This is a genomic window from Bartonella sp. OC16QHHD (assembly GCF_042194035.1).
GTDB lineage: Bacteria > Pseudomonadota > Alphaproteobacteria > Rhizobiales > Rhizobiaceae > Bartonella.
This window is the reverse complement of the sequence record NZ_JBHIMJ010000021.1, coordinates 57979-80029: the sequence shown is the minus strand read 5'-3', so window position 1 is coordinate 80029 and position 22051 is coordinate 57979. Positions and strand designations below refer to the sequence as shown.

Annotated in this window: 17 protein-coding genes; 4 read left to right on the top strand and 13 right to left on the bottom strand. The window is 40.3% G+C overall.

Annotated elements, in window-relative coordinates:
• Positions 1-630, bottom strand: coding sequence for a DapH/DapD/GlmU-related protein (locus ACFIK1_RS03425; protein ID WP_375632975.1), 630 nt, complete (start codon positions 628-630; stop codon positions 1-3).
• 136 nt (positions 631-766) lie between these two features.
• Here ACFIK1_RS03425 and ACFIK1_RS03420 point away from each other — a divergent pair, with 136 nt between their 5' ends.
• The 4 genes from ACFIK1_RS03420 (at position 767) to ACFIK1_RS03405 (ending at position 5699) form a co-directional block, all read left to right on the top strand.
• Positions 767-1348: an SCO family protein gene (locus tag ACFIK1_RS03420; protein WP_375662088.1), complete on the top strand. Its 582-nt coding sequence runs from the start codon at positions 767-769 to the stop codon at positions 1346-1348.
• 27 nt (positions 1349-1375) lie between these two features.
• Positions 1376-2245 carry a 50S ribosomal protein L11 methyltransferase gene (locus ACFIK1_RS03415; RefSeq protein WP_375662087.1) on the top strand — a complete coding sequence of 290 codons (870 nt, stop codon included), beginning with the start codon at positions 1376-1378 and terminating at the stop codon, positions 2243-2245.
• A gap of 27 nt (positions 2246-2272) precedes the next feature.
• Complete coding sequence (locus ACFIK1_RS03410) at positions 2273-4099, top strand: aminopeptidase P family protein (RefSeq protein WP_375662086.1); 1827 nt, start codon at positions 2273-2275, stop codon at positions 4097-4099.
• A 967-nt stretch (positions 4100-5066) separates the two neighbouring features.
• Entirely contained in the window at positions 5067-5699 is a 633-nt protein-coding gene (locus ACFIK1_RS03405; protein ID WP_375662085.1) for a hypothetical protein, read from the top strand.
• 417 nt (positions 5700-6116) lie between these two features.
• Here ACFIK1_RS03405 and ligA read toward each other — a convergent pair whose 3' ends face one another.
• The 12 genes from ligA to ACFIK1_RS03345 all read right to left on the bottom strand — a co-directional run bounded on the left by ligA (position 6117) and on the right by ACFIK1_RS03345 (position 22040).
• A complete protein-coding gene (gene ligA, locus ACFIK1_RS03400; protein WP_375662084.1) occupies positions 6117-8276 on the bottom strand; it encodes an NAD-dependent DNA ligase LigA in 2160 nt (719 codons plus the stop codon).
• 111 nt (positions 8277-8387) lie between these two features.
• Positions 8388-10049 (bottom strand): DNA repair protein RecN, encoded by a 1662-nt coding sequence (gene recN, locus ACFIK1_RS03395; RefSeq protein ID WP_375655100.1) that lies wholly within the window; start codon positions 10047-10049, stop codon positions 8388-8390.
• A gap of 6 nt (positions 10050-10055) precedes the next feature.
• Positions 10056-10949: an outer membrane protein assembly factor BamD gene (locus ACFIK1_RS03390; RefSeq protein ID WP_375632987.1), complete on the bottom strand. Its 894-nt coding sequence runs from the start codon at positions 10947-10949 to the stop codon at positions 10056-10058.
• A gap of 158 nt (positions 10950-11107) precedes the next feature.
• Positions 11108-11992, bottom strand: coding sequence for a UDP-3-O-acyl-N-acetylglucosamine deacetylase (gene lpxC / locus ACFIK1_RS03385; RefSeq protein WP_375632989.1), 885 nt, complete (start codon positions 11990-11992; stop codon positions 11108-11110).
• 213 nt (positions 11993-12205) lie between these two features.
• Positions 12206-13969, bottom strand: a complete 1764-nt coding sequence (ftsZ, locus tag ACFIK1_RS03380; protein ID WP_375632991.1) for a cell division protein FtsZ — start codon at positions 13967-13969, stop codon at positions 12206-12208.
• Between the two features lie 65 nt (positions 13970-14034).
• A complete protein-coding gene (gene ftsA / locus ACFIK1_RS03375; RefSeq protein WP_375613372.1) occupies positions 14035-15336 on the bottom strand; it encodes a cell division protein FtsA in 1302 nt (433 codons plus the stop codon).
• Positions 15333-16244 carry a cell division protein FtsQ/DivIB gene (locus ACFIK1_RS03370; RefSeq protein WP_375618227.1) on the bottom strand — a complete coding sequence of 304 codons (912 nt, stop codon included), beginning with the start codon at positions 16242-16244 and terminating at the stop codon, positions 15333-15335. Before ACFIK1_RS03370 ends, ftsA begins: the two co-directional genes overlap by 4 nt.
• Positions 16232-17152: a D-alanine--D-alanine ligase gene (locus tag ACFIK1_RS03365; protein WP_375662083.1), complete on the bottom strand. Its 921-nt coding sequence runs from the start codon at positions 17150-17152 to the stop codon at positions 16232-16234. The genes ACFIK1_RS03370 and ACFIK1_RS03365 overlap by 13 nt, the downstream gene beginning before the upstream one ends.
• Before the next feature lie 238 nt (positions 17153-17390).
• Positions 17391-18368, bottom strand: coding sequence for a UDP-N-acetylmuramate dehydrogenase (gene murB, locus ACFIK1_RS03360; protein ID WP_375662115.1), 978 nt, complete (start codon positions 18366-18368; stop codon positions 17391-17393).
• The gene (murC, locus tag ACFIK1_RS03355) at positions 18346-19773 is read right to left on the bottom strand and encodes a UDP-N-acetylmuramate--L-alanine ligase (RefSeq protein WP_375662082.1); all 1428 of its coding nucleotides are present in this window, start codon (positions 19771-19773) and stop codon (positions 18346-18348) included. The genes murB and murC overlap by 23 nt, the downstream gene beginning before the upstream one ends.
• Positions 19757-20893 (bottom strand): undecaprenyldiphospho-muramoylpentapeptide beta-N-acetylglucosaminyltransferase, encoded by a 1137-nt coding sequence (gene murG / locus ACFIK1_RS03350; protein WP_375662081.1) that lies wholly within the window; start codon positions 20891-20893, stop codon positions 19757-19759. Before murG ends, murC begins: the two co-directional genes overlap by 17 nt.
• A complete protein-coding gene (locus tag ACFIK1_RS03345; RefSeq protein WP_015856642.1) occupies positions 20886-22040 on the bottom strand; it encodes an FtsW/RodA/SpoVE family cell cycle protein in 1155 nt (384 codons plus the stop codon). Before ACFIK1_RS03345 ends, murG begins: the two co-directional genes overlap by 8 nt.
• Between the last annotated feature and the right edge of the window lie 11 nt (positions 22041-22051).

Here is a 22051-nt window from a genome sequence, read left to right as displayed (position 1 = left end):
TCATTTCCATTTACGAACAAAAGCTTCAATGGGCAAATTTTGCATATCAGGCAATGCGTTGTGAATTTTATCAAGCGGCCAATCCCACCAAGCCATATCTAAAAGGCATTCTATGACATGATTGGGAAAACGCATCCGCAACCGTTTAGCAGGCACCCCAACAACAATCGTATATGGCAAAACATCTTTCGTTATAACAGCGTTCGCGCCAATGATAGCGCCATGACCAATTGTCACCCCAGGCATAATAACCGCACCATATCCAATCCACACATCATGCCCAATAATAACACGTTTTGCACAACGCCTTTCACGAAAACCACTATCTAATGCCATATAACGAAAATATTCGTTTGGACGATAGGTTATTTTATGCGTTGAAACGCGCTCCATAGGATGCTCCAACGCATTCATCCGTACATGAGATGCAATAGAACAAAAGCGCCCAATATCGCTATAAATAGCCTCACTATTACGCTCTAAATAAGAAAAATCTCCAACGGTTACATCCCGTAAAATCACCCGCTCATTAATTTCCACATAGCGCCCTAATTTACAACCATGCAGCCGCGCTGTCGTATGGATACGAGGCTCACTTTCATGAAATCGAAGATCTTTCTCAATATTCATACATCTTTCACCAATGTTTCATCAATAGATATGGAAAGACATACCAATCAAGCCAATAAAATCAACCATGAAACAAACATTGCAAAACAAACCTGCCGATGTTACAATTTCTCGATCTATCTAAGAGAGTCAAACTATGAAAAATGTAATACGCATCTTGGGGCTGACAATCATATTTCTTGCAGGTGTTTTTAGTTATGATACGCTGACAAATAAGCCTTTAGGTGATAACTTTACTCTCACTGATTCTAATGGGAAAAATATTACTGAGGCTGATGTTCGAAGCAAGCCTTCAATAATTTTTTTCGGCTTCACTATGTGTCCTGAAAGCTGCCCTACCACACTGATGAATCTTGATCGATGGCTTACAGCCCTTGGTCCTGAAGCTGATAAATTAGGTATATGGTTTGTGACTGTTGATCCTGAACGTGACACACCAAAAGTACTCCATGATTATCTCAGTAATTTTAACAATAAAATTGTTGGCATTAGTGGAGATCCTGATAAAGTTCATAAAATGGTCAATTCTTTCAACATCGTTGCTGAAAAAGTTCCTGAAACAGATGGAAACTATACATATAACCATACAGCAGCAGTTTTTTTACTCAAAAAAGGTGGAAAATTAGCTGGCGTTATCCGTTATGACACGAAAGAAAGCGATAGCGAATTAAAAGATGAAATCGCCATTGAACGGTTAAAAAAACTCATCTTAAACTAAAAAAAGCCGATCAAAAGAAAGAACAGCATGTCGCAACAAATTCGCCTCTATTATACTGCTTCTAAAAATGAAGCAGAACGGTTCTATACCCTTATAGAAACAGCCTTTGACGAAGAAGGTTATCCTCTTGCTCTTACAGAGATAGATGAACAAAATGCTGTATATGAGCTTTCTCTATATGTCGATCAAGACAATCAAGAGAACGCATTGAAACGTTTTGCCAAAATTCTTTCTATAGATTTTGATAAAATTAATATGGAAATTTTACCCAACATTGATTGGGTACAAAAAAGCCTAGAAGGACTAAAACCTGTGCAAGCTGGTCCTTTTTTCCTTCATGGAAGTCACAACCGAAACGCCATTCCAGCAAATGTTCTCCCTATTGAAATTGAAGCTAATCAAGCTTTTGGCACCGGACATCATGGAACAACAGCCGGTTGTTTAGAAATGATCGCCAAAGTCATGAAACACGAAAATCCCCAAAATGCCCTTGATCTTGGTACTGGGAGCGGTGTACTAGCCATTGGCATAGCAATGCTCAAACCAATTACTGTGCTTGCATCCGATATTGACCCAATTGCTGTTCAAGTTGCACAACACAATATCGAATTCAATGATGTCAATGAATTTGTTACAGCTATTACAGCAACAGGTTTTGCCCATGATGCAATTGCATCACGAGTCCCTTTTGATCTCATTGTTGCCAATATCCTTGCTAATCCGCTTATTGAACTTGCGCAAGAAGTGGTAACGGCACTTCAAAAAGAGGGATCACTTATACTCTCTGGAATTCTTGAAGAACAACATGCCCATGTTTTGGAGACTTATATAAAACAAGGACTGAAGCATATCGAAACATACCACCGGCAAGGATGGGTTACGATACACCTGAAATAAAATAAAATAAAAGAAAAGGACGTCGTTATGTATCAATCTTTTGAGGCGACAACAAATCCTGCTTATGCAGCAGAACGCATTTCTTGCCTTCGTAAAGAACTCAATCACCTTGGACTCGATGGTTTTCTTGTTCCGCGGTGCGATGAGCATCAAGGAGAATATGTCCCCCCTCATGCTCAACGTCTTAGCTGGCTAACCGGCTTTACTGGCTCAGCTGGGATTGCACTGATTTTAAAAAACAAAGCCATCATATTTACAGATGGGCGATATAAGCTCCAAGTTCGCCAACAAACTGATCCTGATATTTTTAATTATGAAGATCTCATAACTTGTCCTCCCTCACAATGGCTTGAAAAAAATGGTCAAAAACTTTCTATTGGCTTTGATCCATGGCTCCACACGATTGCTGCCACCGATGCATTGAGAAATGCATTAGAAATGAAAGCAGGTGGAAAACTTGTAGAAGTTCAACATAATCCCATTGATCTGCTCTGGCATAATCAACCAAAATTACCACAATCTGCCTTATCAATTCACCCTCTCAAATATGCTGGGTGCGATACAAATGAAAAACTCGCTTTGATTTACAAAGATATACAGCAAACTCATGCAAATGCTTTTATTTTTACAGACCCCTCTTCCATTGCATGGACATTCAACATACGGGGCAATGATGTTTCCAACACGCCTTTTTCCCTTTGTTTTGCTCTCATTCCACTTAACGAAACACCAGCTTTATTCATTGACAGCAAAAAACTTGGTGTAGAACAGAAACAATATCTAGAACGTTATGCAAAATTATATGAACCAGAACAGCTTATTCCCAAGATCAAAGAGTATGTTCAAAAAGGGACAGTGTTTGCCTTAGATCCACAGCTAACATGCGAAAAATTACGAACTGTTATTGAAGAAAAAAATAGCTCTTTTATCACACTTACTGATCCTGCTGCTCTACCACGTGCCATTAAAAATGACACAGAACTCAATGGCGCACGCAAAGCGCATCTACGCGATGGTGTTGCCCTAACCCGTTTTTTTTCTTGGTTAGATAAACAAATACCAGGGTCAATAAGTGAAATTTCCGCTGCTCAAAAATTAGAAGAATTTCGCATAAATACAGCAAAAGAAATGGGAGAAAAACTTAAAGATCTTTCTTTTGATACAATTTCAGCAGCAGGAGAAAATGGTGCCATTATTCATTATCGTGTAACAACGCAAACAAATAAACAACTCAAAGCCGGTGAACTTTACCTCGTTGATTCAGGTGGACAATATCGTGATGGTACGACTGATGTCACACGCACCGTAGCAATTGGGAATATTGGAGAAGAAGAAAAACACTGTTTTACGCTTGTCCTCAAAGGCATGATTGCTCTTTCAACTATCAGATTTCCAAAAGGCACACGAGGACAAGACCTTGATTCTCTTGCACGCATTGCATTGTGGAAAGCTGGTTTTGATTATGCCCATGGCACCGGTCATGGTGTTGGATCTTATCTTTCTGTCCATGAAGGACCGCAAAATATTTCTCGCAAAGGGTGCCAAGAACTCATCTCCGGTATGATTCTTTCAAACGAGCCAGGCTATTACCGCGAAGGCGCTTTTGGTATCCGTCTTGAAAATTTGATGATTGTGAAGCCAGCACAAAAAATTGATGGTGGAGATATAGAAATGCTCTCGTTCGAAACACTCACACTTTGCCCCATTGATCGACGGTTAATCCTTCCAGAGCTTTTGACACAAGAAGAACGACAATGGCTCAATGATTACCATGCGCGCGTTTATCAGATGAATGCACCTTACTTGAACGAAGAAGATAAAAAATGGGCAAAAGAAGCAACAATGCCCCTTTAAATGAAGCAACGTATAACTTTTACTCTTTCTACAAAACACAGGATCTTCTCTTTTTAAGGGAAAAATATGTATCTGCATCAGGAAATACAAAAAATATTTCTACAAGATACTTCAAGTTTTTTTGCTGGTACGGTAAACGCTAACCTCGGTGAAGCAAGATGAGATACACCTATACGTGGTAATACTTATCTTGGCGATCTCCATCTAGACATTATTATATCCCTATTTCTTTTATATGGAAACTTTCGTTATATTTTGTAATCCTCCGCATCGTATTTCTAAAACACCTATTATAACCAGCTTATTACGCTGTTTGGATTCAAAAATTCTGCATATTTATTCGAATAAATTTTACCTTTTTGTTTGCTTCATAATGATAATTTATATTTTTAAATTCTTGAGTTATTTTCAACAGCTGTAATTCCTTATAATACATATTGCTACAATAAAATAGAATCTGCTATGAAATAAAAGTTAAGTATTTAGAATTTAAAAGAAATAGCATGATGATAACATCAGCGTTAAGGTTTTTTATTTATTTGCATAGTTAACAGTACAATATTATTTTCTAGACTAGAACTTATTGTTGAAAAACGTTATCCACAATATAAATAGTTTCCAACTGCACAGTATGAAAACAACATATATGGAGGTATATGTTTTTACCTGAACATGTCATTCAGCTAAAAAATTAACAACAATAACAGAGTATATGAAAAACTACATAACACAAAAACAGTCACATAAGTAAAGGAGATTCAAGCTCTCTACAAAATTTCACAAATACTTTGAAAAAGACACAATAAAGCGTGTATCTTATGGCTTGTTAGTTAACAAAATCTTAAGCACAGATCTTAATAAGCTATATCCTTATCCAGTATTTTAGAAATAAAGTGATTATCCTAATGCGTATAGTTTTATTTTGTTCCATAATATTATTTTTGGATACTATATTGAGCCTTCTGTATTGAAGGAAATTACTAAATTTAAGCGAGTTCCTATTGCTGTATTTTCTGAAAATCAAGTCATTACTCCAAATAAGTACGATAAATTATACGAAGAGTACGTAAAGACACAATATCCTGATAATATATACGAAGAGCGTCTAGAAATTGCGAAAAAATATCTGGATAATAAGAGTTATGGTGTATATCATGTTCTAAACCCTGGTATGATAGTGCTAATTCCTGAAAATATAAATCTTATCCATGCGAAAGTTGTTTGGTGTGCATGCCTTGTGGACTTATTACAGAGAGAGTATAATAAAAAATTTCCGGCATTATCCCTACCTACCTACATACATAAGTTACGTTCTCAATATAATTGGAAAGAAAGCGATTTCATTTGGGCAAAAAATCTGGTCATGAACTCGACAGATCCAATGTTTAGATATGCACGAATGGTATTTAATTCTGAAATATTCTCAGTCCAAATACTAGCTCTAATAAACGAAATTTCCTATGCTGAGAAATTTGAGAGAGATGAAGGAAGTCAGAAAAAAAATTATGCTGCTAGACGCATTAGCGAATATCCGAAATTTTGTAATGAAATTGGACAAGTGTACCATCTAATAATGCCTGATAAGCATAGATACCAGTAATCTTTTATAATTCAACATAATAAACAACTCGCAGTTATATCCCTTATTCATTTATAGCGGAATGTTTTATTATATTTTGTAATCTTCCGCGTTATATTTCTATTACGTCATTATAATTGGTTTATTACGGCATTTTGGATTAAATTATACATATTTGTTCAAAAATTTTGCCTTTCTTCACAGTAATAATTTATATCTTTTACTAATAATAACCTTGTATATTCTTCATCATAATAGTTTAAGTTTAATATTTAAGTTCAACGTTAATCATTTTTAATAACTTAATAAATATCAAAATATATGGCGCTCTGTTTTTGCAAAAAACAGCCCCTATTATCCCCCTTTTTGATTTCATCCCCCCAAAAATGTAAGAGAGATAATCATACAAACAGCATACGATCTTCTGGAAAAATCCCTCTAAACATTATGTTTCTCAATCAGCTGTAGCCAAGCCTCTTCATCGATAACCTCAACACCTAATTCCTCAGCTTTAGCCAACTTGGAGCCCGCTCCAGGTCCTGCAACAAGAAGATCTGTTTTTTTAGAAAGTGAACCAGATGTTTTAGCCCCTAATCGCTCTGCCAATGCTTTTGCTTCATCGCGTGACATATGCGCCAAAGTTCCTGTAAAAACAATGATCTTCTCTGCTATTGGTGAAGAATCTGCTATGATAGGCTCCTCATCAAGAGGTATTACTTCTTCAAGCAAAACAGATAAAATCTCACGGTTATGCGCTTCTTGATAAAAATCAACAATTGCGCTCCCTACCTGTGGTCCAATTCCTTCGATATTGGTAAGCTCTATCCAAGCCTCATTTCCTTCTTCATTTTCCTTATCACATGGCATAAGTGCTTCCATAGCCGCAGTCTCAAAAGCTGTATAATTTTTATAAGCGCGTGCAAGGCGGCGTGCATTCACTTCGCCAACATGACGAATCCCCAATGCAAACAAAAAACGGCTCAACGGAATTTCTCTGCGCGCATTAATGGCATCATACAATTTCCGCACTGAAACAGTACCAAAACCTTCCATATTTTCCAAACGTATCAAAGATTTTTCTTGGCGCCGTTGTAAAGTAAAAATATCGGCTGGTGTATGAATACAAAGCGCCTCATCTTGAACATGGAAAAAGAACTCTACCTGTTTTTTACCCAAGCCCTCAATATCAAAAGCATTGCGTGAAACAAAATGACGAATACGTTCAATTGCTTGTGCAGGACAAATAAGCCCCCCTGTACAGCGACGCACGGCTTCTCCCACTTCACGAACAGCATGACTCCCACAAGCTGGACACAAATGAGGAAAAATAAAAACAGCAGCATCTTTCGGGCGTTTTTCAATGATAACATCAATAACTTGAGGGATCACATCACCAGCACGTTGTACAATCACGCTATCGCCTACACGGATATCACGCCCTTCACGAATGGGCTCTCCTTTATGACCAATTCCCTTAATATAATCCTCATTATGCAAACTAGCATTGGTCACCACCACTCCACCAACAGTAATAGGCGTAAGACGTGCAACAGGTGTCAAAGCTCCCGTGCGCCCAACTTGAATGTCAATATTCTCCAAAAGCGCTATCGCTTTTTCTGCTGGAAATTTATGGGCGATAGCCCAACGCGGCGAACGAGAAACAAACCCCAAGCGCTTTTGGAGCATCAAATCATTGACCTTATAAACAATGCCATCAATATCATAGCTTAAAGAATGACGGCATTCTTCGATATCGTGATAATAGCAAATAATGTCTTCTACTGTCTTAAAGACTTTTGTTAATGGATTGATAACAAAGCCATACTCTTTTAGCTTTTTCATCATCTCCATTTGACTTTCTGCCAATATTTCACTCACCTCACCACAAGCATAAGCAAAAAATTGAAGTTTTCTGCTAGCGGTTATCCGTGAATCAAGCTGACGGAGAGAACCAGCCGCCGCATTTCGAGGATTGGCAAAGGTTAACTTGCCCTTCTCTTGTTGGCTGATATTCAGTGCTTGGAAATCCTCCCGCCCCATATAAACTTCACCACGCACCTCAATGATACCAGGAAAATCACCTTGCAAAACTTGTGGAATATCAGCAATTGTTCGGGCATTTGCCGTCACATTTTCACCGACAGTTCCATCCCCACGCGTTGCCGCACGCACAAGCTGCCCCTTTTCGTAGCGCAAAGACAAAGATAAACCATCAATTTTTGGCTCCGCTGTTATTTCCAACACTTGTGTTTCTGGAAGCCGTAAAAAACGACGAATACGCTCAACAAATTCAGTAACATCTTCAGAGCTAAACGCATTATCAAGTGAAAGCATAGGCTGTACATGAACAGATTTTTCAAATTTTTCAGAAATTGGTGCTCCAATTTTATGTGAAGGAGAATCAATACGTATAAGCTCTGGAAAAAGAGCTTCAATTTCTGCATTACGACGACGTAAAGCATCATATTCTGCATCAGAAATTTCAGGCTGATCATCACGATTATAAAGCACATCATGACGTGCAATCTCTTTTGCCAACCACTCTAATTCACGTTCTGCTTCAACAGCTGTGAGATTTTTATATGCATCTTTGTTCATAAAATCTATTCCAAATTACAAGCGCTGCCACAAGGGCCTCCCACGCCTCCTCATCAAGTGAATCTCAATAAATATAAGCTTTCTAGTATTTTTATCGCTGACTAATTACCTTTATGCGAGAAGCTTTTGAGCCGCTGCACGCGCTTCTTCAGTAATCTGTTCTCCAGCCAACATACGGGCAATTTCTTCTGCACGCTCATGCTCTTTCATTTTATGAATCGCAGTAACAAAGCGTCCTTTATCATGACTCTCAATTTTTGAAATAAGAAAATGACCATGCGCTTTCGATGCAACCTGTGGAGCATGCGTAATAGCGAAAACTTGGACATGTTCTGATAAGCGTTGCAACCGTTGCCCAATAGCCGCTGCAACAGCCCCCCCAACACCTGTATCAATTTCATCAAAAATCAGCGTCGGTGCTGATCCTCGATCAGATAAAACAACTTTTAATGCCAGCAAAAAACGGGATAATTCACCGCCAGAAGCCACACTAAGCATCGGCCCAGCACGTGTTCCAGGATTTGTCCGCACCCAATATTCAATACGATCACATCCCTCTGCACTCCGCTTTTCCACATCACTTTGCATTTCAACAATAAATTCAGCCCTCTCTAACTTCAATGCCGGCAACTCAGCCATAACACTTTCAGATAAATGCTTTGCTGTCTCCCGACGCTTTATTGTTAAGGCTTGCGCCAATGTATCATAATTTTTCTTTGCCTGCTCTGCCTCATCTTCAAAACGTGTCAATATAGTCTGAGCCTCTTCAAAATCAGCGAGTTCTGCGTCCATTTTATCGCGTAACTGAATCAATTCATCCGCAGAAACTTGATATTTACGAGCAAAACCCCGAAGAGAAAAAAGACGCTCTTCTATCCGTTCCAATTCATCAGGTTCAAAATCTAATGCTCGTATTGCCGTCTCAATACCTTCTTGTGCTGTTGCAAGTGCATGCAATGCCTCATCAATAGATTTCACCACAGGTGCAATAAGTTCTTGCGCCTCAGGAATTTTCCGCTCCAAACGCCTCACCAAATTAGAAAGCACTGGGATTGGTGATTTTTGACCCGTTAAAAGATCATCCGCTTCTTTAATATCTGTTGCTATTTTTTCTAATTTAAGCATATCAGCACGACGAAGAGAAAGAGCTTCCTCTTCACCAACTTTAAAATCAAGCTTTTCAAGCTCTTCTACACACGCACGAAGATAATCAACCTCCCGTACAGCACTCTCTACTTTAAGACGCTGCCGTTGCAAACGCTCCTCAAATTCACGCCATGAGTGATAACACTGACGCAAATTTTCCACTTCATCTTCGAGACCACCAAAGGCATCTAATAATTGGCGATGTGTAGCAACATCAACAAGCGCACGATCATCATGTTGTCCATGGATTTCAACCAGCAAACGGCCAACACTCCGCATCAATGCAACACTAGACACCTGATCATTGATAAAAACACGGCTACGTCCATCACTTGATTGCACACGTCGTAAAATAATATCACCCTCATCATCAAGACCATTCTCACGAATAAGTTGACGTGCAGGATGTGAAACAGACACATCAAAAACAGCTGTGACCTGCCCGCGGTCAGCCCCATGACGCACAAGCGAAGCATCACCCCGCCCCCCTAGAGCAAGTGATAAAGCATCAAGGAGAATAGACTTCCCCGCACCCGTTTCTCCAGTTAAAACCGTCAACCCCGCTGTAAAATGAATATCGAGCGTTTCGATCAAAACAATATTATGAATCGAAAGCTGTACCAACATAGAGAATCAACGTATCCTCTTCTTGTCACCACCTAAAGCATTTGAGATCCAAGAAGATTTATGCTCACGTGGCGATATTTTATTCTTCTGCAAGAGATTATAAGAAAATTTATACCACTCACTTTTGGGATAATTACGTCCTAAAATAGCTGCTGCCGTCTGTGCTTCCGCCGTTAAGCCGAGAGCAAGATTAACTTCAGTCAAGCGGAAAAGTGCTTCTTCAATTTGATTTGTATCAGAATACTCCTCAACCACGGTACGAAACCGTCTACTTGCCGCAAGATAGCGCCGTCCCTCTTCATAATAACGGCCAATCTGCATTTCTTTACCAGCCAGTTGTTCGCGACCAAAACGGATTTTATCCTTAGCATCCTTGACATACTCAGAATTAGGATAACGCTCTATAAGAAGCTGCATAGCAGCAATAGCACGTTTCGTGTCACGTTGATCACGCGTAACATCAGGAATCCGACGGAAAGAAGAAAGACCAATAATATAGTATGCATAAGCCGAGTCAGTCGACCCTGGATAAAGAGTAATATAGCGTTGAGCCATACTAATTGAATCATCATACTTTCCGAGTCGATAATTAGTAAAAGCACCCATGACCAAAGATTTACGTCCCCAGTCTGTATAAGCGTACTGTTTTTCAATCTTCAAAAACTTCTTCGATGCGTCCCCAAGCCGCCCACTTTCAAGGCTAGCAAGCGCCTGATTATATAAAACATCTGGTGGCTCTATTTTCAAAACATAAGCAGATGGATCAAGGGTATTTTTCTCTTTAAAGAGGCATCCCGCTAACATACAGGTGCTTCCCAAAAGCACCACCCCCAATATCTTGCGTACAATGTTAGATTTTCTATATGTCATATTTCCAATGCACACATGAGATTTTTTCATAGTTTTTCCGGCCTCCACAGAATATCACCTTGTAGCAAAAACAATTTATCAAAGGTTTTATACCATATCACTTTAAAATCCACATAACCAATTTAGCAGTTTAGGTCAATCATCCCCTTAAAAATCAAATAAACGATAAAAAAATCTTGTCAATTTTTTTACTCTTTCTCTAAAAAGCTTTTTTCATAATATGATTCGTCTGCCAAAACAGCCTTCACCAATTGCGCATTAATTCTATGCCCACTACAATAAGAACGAAATAATCCAATAAAAGGTGCCCCAAGCAAAGCAGTATCACCAATCGCATCAAGCATCTTGTGCCGAACACATTCATTCTCCCAATAAGGACCATCGGGATTTAAAATTTTATCATTAAGGTCGATAACAAGAGAATTTTCCAAAGAAGCACCTCTCGCCTTTCCAGAAAGCCTTAATTCCTCCACGTCTTTGATAAAACCAAAAGTGCGCGCACGTGACAAATCATCCCTAAACCCTCGTGTGGTAAGATCAAAACTGAAATGTTGCTTACCAATAGCAGAAGAAGGAAAAGAGATCGTTATATCAAAACGACGTCCATCGAATGGCAAAAGCTCTGCAACACCATGAGCTCCTTCAACCCGCACCGGCTTTTTTATAATGAAATAAGAACGCAACGCATTTTGCTGTACAATACCAACATCTTCAAAAGCTTGGCAATATAGCCACGCTGAACCATCCAAAATAGGAATCTCATTATGTGACACTTCAATAACAAGATTATCCAAATTATAAGCAGCAATTGCCGCCATCAAATGTTCAATTGTTTCAACCCTTACATCTTCATCTCCAAGTACTGTTGATAATTCAGTTTCTCCTGTTTGCGATGCATGGGCTTGAAATATTTTCTCTGTTCCGTCTAATCCACAACGCTTAAAAACAATACCACACCCAACATCCGCTGGACAAATCTTTACCACTGACAAACAGCCACTGTGAACGCCAATCCCCTTAAATGTTACTGCTTTTTTAAGAGTAGACTGATATTTTGGTACTAAATTCATCATATCATGTTATTAAATTGCTTGTACATCTTTTAACAAAATTTATAAAACTATAAAAAATATTCATAGTAAATAATAAAAAAAACCGCTTATTATAAGCGGTTTTTTTTAAACAAAGTATTTTATCCAAAAAACAGTAATATATTTTACTGTATAATTTTTGTCTGATCATTAAAGAAATAATAAAATTTCTTACTTTACCTCATTTTTCATCAATTAATTTGCCTGACGACGTAAAAATGCTGGTATTTCCAACTGATCTTCTTCACTTATAAATGTACGCTGATCTTGTGGTACCTGAGGATGCAGCTCACCAGAACGACGTGGAACATAAACAGAAGCATCTTGAGAAAGCGCCTGAGAATTTTTATTGTAAACATGAGACTCTTTCTGCTGAGACGATCTAACAGCAGGCTCCAGCCTCGCTTCTGGCTCAGCTTCTTCACGATGTGTCAAGCTCTGTTTCAAACGCTGCCAAAGATTACGAGGACCTTGATCAGTCACAAATGTTCTTTGACTTTGTCCATGAGCAACAGGTGGAAAATCCTTTAACTCAGGCATACGCATTGGAGCGCGCGCTTGCATTTGTTTTGGTTGCACTGGCTTTTCTTTTTGCTTCACAAGCCCTGTCATCTCATCAAGAACATGCGCTGTTGCCTCCATACTCACAGGAGCCGTCATCGCCTGTTGAGAACCACGGCTTACTTGCATACGAGGCACATTTGATCTCTGTTCCTGAACAGCATTTGAACCATACGCAACAGCATTCGTCGCACTTCGTGTCGTCATTGAGTCTGCAGGATGTGCAAAAATTTGACTTTTGGGACGGAACTGTTCTCCGGTTGATTTACCCTTCTCTATTTCAAGTGATTCGATTACTTCTACCATTGACTCAGAACGCAGAGGCGAAGATTGAACATGAAAAGAACTGTGTGACGTTCCAGGATCGCTCTTGCGTATTGAAGAAGCAGTCCTTTGAATCTGAGGATGAGAGGACTGAACCACATCACTAACTTCACGATCAATACCGGTGGCAACCACAGAAACACGAATAACACCTTCCAATGACTCATCATCAATAGCGCCAAAGATCACATTCGCATCAGCATCTACTTCTTCACGAATACGATTAGCAGCTTCATCAACTTCAAAGAGAGTCATATCACGACCACCCGTAATAGAAATCAATAAACCACGCGCCCCACGCATAGAGGTATCATCCAACAATGGGTTTGCAATGGCAGCTTCAGCCGCAGCCAAAGCACGCCCATCACCAGATGCCTCACCCGTTCCCATCATGGCTCGACCCATTTCGTGCATAACAGAACGAACATCAGCAAAATCAAGGTTAATCAAACCCTCTTTAATCATCAAATCCGTAATGGAAGCAACACCAGAATAAAGCACTTGGTCAGCCATAGCAAAAGCATCAGCAAACGTTGTCTTATCATTTGCAATACGGAAAAGATTTTGATTGGGAATAACAATCAATGTATCGACAGACTTTTGTAATTCTTCAATACCAGCCTCTGCCGTTTTCATACGACGTGCGCCTTCAAACTGAAACGGCTTTGTCACAACACCAACAGTCAAAATACCTTTTTCACGCGCTGCGCGAGCAACAACGGGAGCAGCTCCTGTTCCAGTTCCTCCCCCCATACCAGCAGTAATGAAAACCATATGAGAGTCTGCAAGATGATCAATAATTTCATCAATACATTCCTCCGCCGCCGCTTGTCCAACTTCCGGCAAAGCCCCAGCACCCAAACCTTCTGTCACAGCTGCCCCAAGTTGGATAACACGTTCAGCCTTTGACATAGCCAAAGCCTGTGCATCCGTATTTGCAACAACAAAGTCAACTCCCTGAAGACCAGCATTTATCATATTATTCACGGCATTCCCGCCACCACCTCCAACACCAAAAACGGTAATGCGTGGCTTCAATTCCGCGATATCTGGCCGATGCAGATTAATCGTCATTTTCTTTTCCTTCTCATAAGACACCGCAAGCCAAAGCGATGAAATTTATCCAACTAGACACTTAACTAAAAACTCTCACGCAACCACTGACCAACACGCTGAAAATATCCACGCGTGCCCATCGATAAATGATTTCCTGCCGCCTGCATTGTTTTTTCTTCAAACCCCACCAATTGCGGATAAATTAACAACCCAACAGCAGATGTAAACGCCGCCCCTTTTGCAAGAGAAGGAAGCCTCGAAATACCTAAAGGCCGCCCGATACGAACATTTCTTCCTAATATAGTACGTGCCATTTCTGGCAATCCTGTTAACTGGCTTGCTCCCCCAGTCAAAATAACACGTTTACCAATGATGTGACCAAAACCAGAACGATTTAAACAATCACGGACCATTTCTAAAATTTCTTCAACACGCGCACGAATGATACGCCCAAGAACCGCGCGAGGATATTGAGTTTCACGCTGTTCACTCCCAATTTCTGCTACATTAATCATTTGCCGCTCATCAGCACTTGTTAAAAGTGCTGAACCATAAACAACTTTTAAACGTTCCGCCTCTGTTAAAGACATAGAAAATCCGCGCGCAACATCAAGAGTCACATGATGCCCCCCAACAGCAAGAGCATCCGCATGAATAAATTTCCCCTCAAAAAACACTGAAAATGTTGTTGTTCCACCACCAAAATCAATACATGCAGCCCCTAAACGCGCCTCATCATTCATCAAGACAGCAAGACCACTTGCAAAGGGAGTAGCAACCATTGCTTCAACACTCAAATGTGCACGATTAATACAAGTTTCTAAATTACGCAAAGAGGCTGTTTCTGCTGTTACCACATGCACGTCGACACCAAATGTTTCCCCTGCCATGCCAATAGGATCAAAAATTCCTTTATCTCCATCCAATACATAAGAAACTGGAACTGAGTGCATAACATGACGTTCAGCATCAAAGGCTTTACGCGAAACATCTGAAAAGGCCATACGCATATCACGCTTGGTGACTTCACGACCATTCAAATGGACCTTTCCATTAATCAAAGCACTTTGTAATCGACTTGAGGAAAAATTCACAATCACTGAATCCACCACCAAACCCGCCATTTTTTCTGCCGCATCAACAGCCAATCTTATGGATTGTTCTGCTGCAAACATATCCATGACAACACCAGATTTAATACCACGTGAACGCTGCACTCCAAAGCCTAGAATTTCCGTAGAATGTGTACGACCATGTAAATAGTGCGCATGCTTCAAAGGACGCAAACAAGCAATAAGACAAACAATCTTACTTGAACCGACATCAAGTACCGTTAAAAAACGTGTTTTACGCCCCTTCAAATGATGTGATCTGAGCAGCATCATAGGCTTCCTGCCTTTCGCGCTTTTAAAATACGTTCTTCTTCTGCTACAGTAGTATGATAACGCTCCAACGTTTCATCTGATAAAGAAACAGTAATTCGATCAGCAAGACGTAAATCAACACTGAGAATATCGCGAGATAAAAGATCTTGCATTGTACCGGACGAAAAAAGAGAAGAAAGCCTTTCAAGAGCACCATTTTCAGGCAACATAACGCGCATTCCATTATTCAAAACAAGATCCCAACGTCGATCACCTACCCGCACAAAAGCACGAATACGATCATATACTTCCGGATAGACTGACAGCGCTTGAATAAACACTTTAGCAGCATTTTGTGCACCCTGCCCAACCACAAGAGGTAAATCCCGAACAATTTCCCCTTTAAAAGGCACAATGACACGACCTGTATTATCAACAATATCCATTATGCCATCATGTTGCCAAATGGCATAGGGTTCACGCTCCACAATGGAAATGCGCATTCTATTGGGATAAATTTTCTGAACATTAGCCGATTGCACCCAAGCCTGTTTTTCCAAAAGAGAACGTGCTCTTTCAACATCAAAAGTGAATATAGAAGGCGCAACATCAAGTTTTAAAATTTTAAAAATATCCTGCTTTGCCAAGCGCTTATTACCGCTTATATCGACATGAGTGACCACAAAACTACTATCCAATATGATCGTATTTACGATCACAGCCATCTGACCACTTGATGAAAGTCCATAAAAAGCCGTAACAAAGAAAAACCATACAACAGCAAAAGAGCCGAAATGGCGTGGAATATGAATATTGACAAAAACAAACTCAAACATAAACCGGAGAAAACGACGATAAAGACGTGGCAAAGCCGGCACTGAAAGCACCTCCATCGGAACATTTGTTTTATTAACATTCAACGCATACATGATGCGTCCTCCACCATCCATTGAACAATATCGCCGTAAGTACGGCCGCTCGCTTTTGCAATATCAGGAAGAAGAGACGTCGATGTCATACCGGGTTGCGTATTAATTTCAAGCCAAACCAATTCTCCCGTTTTCTCATCAAAACGAAAATCAGAACGGCTAACACCTCGACACCCTATCGCCTGATGGGCTGCTAAAGACATTCTTTGCACACTTTGGTAAATATTTAGTGAAAGTTGTGCAGGACAAATGTGAAGAGAACCACCCGTTTTATATTTCGAGTCATAATCGTAGAATGGAAAGTGTTTATCGGGAAGAATTTCACACACATCCAGCACTTCATTCCCCAAAACAGCACAAGTCAATTCACGACCAGGAATATATTTTTCAATCATCACCTCATCAGCATACCCCCACTCAGCTCCCCCAATACTATGCGGCGGTGCTGCTTCATTTTCCTGGACAATGACAACACCAAAACTTGATCCTTCACACACAGGTTTAATTACATAAGGAGGCTCCATGGGATGCGTTTGTCCCAAAGCAAAGCGGCTCATGATACGAGAAGGAGCAACACAAACCCCAAAATTTTCAACGATAATTTTTGCACGTCCCTTATCCATTGCCAAAGCGGATGCCATCACACCAGAATGGGTATAAGGAATTTTTAAATATTCAAGAATCCCCTGGATCCGGCCATCTTCACCAAATGGACCATGCAATGCATTGAAGGCAATATCGGGCTGCAACTGTTCAAGAACAGAAGCAATATGAGCGTCAACATCCACGCGGCTCACGCGATACCCCTGCACCTCTAGAACATCAGCACACGCCGCCCCCGAAGATAAACTTATAGACCGTTCAGAAGAAAAACCTCCCATTAACACAGCTATATGTTTATCTTTCATAATAAATCACCCTCTTTCGCATACTATATGTAGTCTATATAGAATACATCAGCACCACATACAGGAAAAACAAAGTTTATCCTTGCGAATCAATAACCTAGCATTTTGCATAATGAATCAGACTCAAAAGCCTGATGCAAGAGATTCTTTGTTAATTTATTGATTCTTAATAGAATTTTTTTATTATCTCTTTGAAATGACTCAATTTTTTATTTTCACTTTTTTAGTGAACAATAAATCAATGAAATGGATCAAAAGGAGAAACACTTCGACCACGCTCAAATTGACCAATACGCTCTATTTCCCATTGTAAAAGGTGGGCTGAATTTGCAAAAACACGCGCACGCACTGTTTCTCCCAATGCTTCAAGATCATATCCTGTTGCTTGCCCTGTATTAATCATAAAATTACAGTGCATTTCACTCATTTGAGCGCCACCAATCTGTAAACCACGACACCCTGCTTCATCAATCACGCGCCACGCGGATGTATTCTCAGGATTTTTGAAAGTTGACCCCCCTGTTTTTTCGCGAATAGGTTGCACTGTTTCTCTGTGGAGGGCAACTTCATCCATAGCAGCACGAATATCATCTTTATTGCCGATTCTTCCTTCTAATAAAGCAGCCGTAAAAATAAAATCTTTAGGAATATCACAATGGCGATAGGAATAATGCATATCTTTCACACTCAAGATATGACGTTGCCCTTTACGATCCAGCGCATAGACCTCGACAACACGCGCTGCAGTTTCAACACCATTCGCACCCGCGTTCATTTTGAGAGCTCCTCCAAGACCTCCGGGAATACCATGATAAAAATGAAAACCTGCAATCTCAGCTTCTAAAGCGGCAGCAGCTAAATGTTTATCCGCCGTACCAGCACCAACTAAAAAGCCTTTTGGAGAAACTTGCTTCACTTGCCCAAATTTTTTTGGCGAAAGACGAATCACAACACCAGGAACCCCCCCATCACGCACCAGAAGATTAGAACCAATACCGACAATTGTTACAGGAACAAATTCAGGCAAATTTTGAAGAAAGAGAGCCAAATCTTCTTCATCAACAGGCTGATAAAAAAGCTCTGCCAACCCGCCCGTGCGAAACCACGTTACCTTACGCATCTCAACATTAGGTGTAAGCTTTCCTCTCACGCCACCCAACAGTGGTTGCAATTGCGCCAATAGCGCCTCACCATCAATGTGCTGAAAATTTACCATGACCATCCAATACCGCTAATTGATGAGGCAACGCACAAGCCCATTGTGTGATATTGCCAGCACCAAGAAAAACAACATAATCCTCTGCCTGAGCAAATTTTGAGACAAGAGACACGACATCTTCCAGACTATGTATCAAGCGCACATCACGATGACCCGCCATTTTAATATGCTCTACCAATTCTTGAGAACCAAATCCTACAATAGGCTCTTCACCAGCCGCATAAACGGGCGTAATCAACACTGTATCTGCATCATTAAAACAAGCAGAAAAATCATCAAATAAATGATACAAACGTGAATACCGATGGGGTTGTGCAATCGCAATAACACGCCCTTTTGCACTCTCACGTGCTGCACGCAAAACAGCCTTTATTTCAACAGGATGATGTCCATAATCATCAAATATTTCAATGCCACGCCAATTTCCTGTTCGCGTAAAACGCCGTTTTACTCCGCCAAATTCTGCTAAGCCCCTTTTTATAGCTTCATTTGAAATGCCTAGTTCATGCGCAATAGCAATCGCCGCCGTTGCATTAGCAACATTATGCTGCCCTGCCATGGGCAAAAGCAAATTTTTCAACTCAATCTTTCTTCCTGTTTTGCGTGAGCGAACAAGAACATCAAAATGCGTTTTTTGACCATCCATCGAAAGATTAAGAAAACGAACATCCGCTTGTGGATTTGCACCATAAGTGATCACCCAACGATCATCAATACGGCCCGCCAATGACTGAACCTCTGGATGATCAAGACACAAAACAGCAAAACCATAAAAAGGAACATTTTCTACGAATTGCCGAAAAGCCTCACGCACAGCATCAAAATTTCCATAATGATCCAAATGCTCAGCGTCAATATTAGTAATAACAGCAATATCAGCAGGCAGCTTTAAAAATGTACCATCACTTTCATCAGCTTCAACAATCATCCAATCGCCATCTCCTGTACGAGAATTCGTACCATAAGCATTAATAATACCGCCATTAATCACCACTGGATCAAAATGACCAGCATCAAGAAGGGCTGCGACCATTGATGTGGTTGTTGTTTTACCATGTGTACCACCCACCGCAATTGCACGCCGAAACCGCATCAGCTCCGCCAGCATTTCTGCACGTCTGACAAGCGGCAAATGTCTTTCCTTTGCAGCAATATACTCAGGATTTGTTTTTTTAACGGCAGTAGAAAAAACAACAACCTCTGCATTCCCTAAGTTTTCAGCACAATGACCTATATGAACGTTAATTCCTTTTTTCCGCAAACGTTCAACATTTGCACTTTCAACTTGATCTGACCCTTGAACTTTATAGCCAAGATTATAAAAAACCTCCGCAATTCCACTCATACCGATCCCCCCGATTCCGATAAAATGGATAACGCCTATATCAAGTGGCATTTTCATTAAAAAGCTCCTCTTTTATATCTGACAACAATCGCCCTGCAATTAAGGACTCAGCCATATCAGCAAGGCAACGGGTTGCATGAGGTTGTCCAACTTTTTTTGCAGCAAGCGCTTGTTTTTCCAATAAATGGGGCGCACAACAAGCGTGCATTAAAAGAGAAAAAAGCTTTTGTGCATTTAAATCTTTTTCTGATACAATTTGCGCACCACCTACACGAGCAAGCAGAGCTGCATTGGCAGCCTGATCATGATCTAAAGCATGGGGATAGGGAACAAGCAAAGCAGGTCTACCAATCACCGCTATCTCACAAACGGACGAAGCCCCAGCGCGCGACAAAATAAAATGAGCATGTGCCATACGTTCAGCCATATCATCAAAGAAAGGAGCAACTTCTGCTTGTACGCCCATATCACGATAGATTTTGATCAACCTTCCTGCTTCACCGCGGACTTGCTGTACAATTCGTAAACGTTTACGGTTCTTATCATCAAATAAAGCAATAGCTTCTGGAACAATATGTGAAAAAGCAGAAGCCCCTTGGCTACCTCCAAAAATCAAAAAATTAAATGGCTTTTCTCCCTCTGAAGAATGATAAGGAATTTTGGCCGCCTTCAACACAGCCTCACGGACAGGATTCCCCGTCAAAAGTATTTTATGAGCATAAGCGCCTTTTGGTGACAACAAACCACCAGCGATTGCACGCACAAAAATTGCCAACACCCGATTGGCACGCCCCATAACAGCATTTTGTTCATGAATAAATGTTACACGCCTCGTTAAGGCCGCAATAAAAAGAGGAGGAAAGCTCGGATACCCCCCAAATCCTCCAACAAGAACAGGACGTAATTTATAAAACAACGCCAACGTTTGCCCCATCCCCCTTAGCAAAGACCAAAACGTCTTTATCAGAGCAAAAGGATGGCGTCGTGTAAATGTTGCCGATGAAACGATATGAATATGCCCTTCATCAAAGCACCGAACAAAAGGTCGTGCTCTTTCATCTGTTATTAAATGAACATCATATCCACGCTGCCTTAATTCAACAGAAAGGGCTTCAGCAGGAAAAAGATGTCCACCTGTACCACCAGCCACCAAAACAATAACTTTTTTATCATTCATAAGGGGTATCCAAGACAGAAGAGGAAGAAAAAGCTGAAAGGCGCGCTTCTGGCCAACGACGTGTTAAACTGAGCAAAATGCCCATTGAAAACGCAATCGCCACCATCGAAGAACCACCATAAGAAATAAAAGGCAATGTCATGCCTTTTGGAGGAATTAAGTGAAGATTAACGGCCATATTAATCGCTGATTGAAAGCCAATCATCATTGCTATGCCAGTAATACCAAGACGTATAAAGGAATCACGTGTATTCATGGCTATATACAATGAACGCATAACGATAAAGCCAAAAAGCATCATAATTAATAAACAAAGAATAATACCATATTCTTCAGCAGCAACGGAAAATACAAAATCTGTATGGCTATCAGGAATGATACGTTTTACTGTTCCCTCCCCAGGGCCTTGCCCAAACCAACCACCATTCAAAATAGCCTCACGTCCTACATCCACTTGAAACGTATCCCCTTCACCTGTCAAAAAACCATTAATACGCTCGCGCACATGATGCAGAAAAAGATAAGCTAAAATAATTCCTACAACGCCTAAAATGAGAAAGAGAAAAATAATGGTAAGAGGTACACCAGCAATAAAAAATAGCCCCCCCCATGTTGCACTTATTAAAACTGTTTGTCCAATATCAGGCTGCAAAACCAGAAGCACACAACAAATGGCATAAAGTAGAATCGCTAACGTATAACCCAGAATTCCCCTCCTGCGTATCTGTTCTGAAAAAAGCCAAGCGGACATAACCACAAAAGCTGGCTTCATAAACTCTGAAGCCTGTACAGAAAAACCAAATAGTAGAATCCACCTCCGTGCTCCCTTTAATTCTGGACCCCAAAATAAGGTTGCAACCATAAGAGCAAGCGTTACAATGAGCAAAAGAGCACATAAACGACGAATATTAGAAAGCGAAAAAAAGGAAATGGTAACCATCGTAAAAAATGCTGAAATGCTAAAAATGATATGCCACCGAACAAAATAAAAACTATCAGCAATTCCGATTTTTTTTGCAATAATAGGGCTGGCAGCAAAAGACAGCATAATGCCAATTCCCATTAAAATTAAACAAGCTGCAAAGATAGAGCGATCAATCGTCCACCACCAATTAGCAATTGGATCTCTATCTGCACGCGTCACCATGATATCCACCT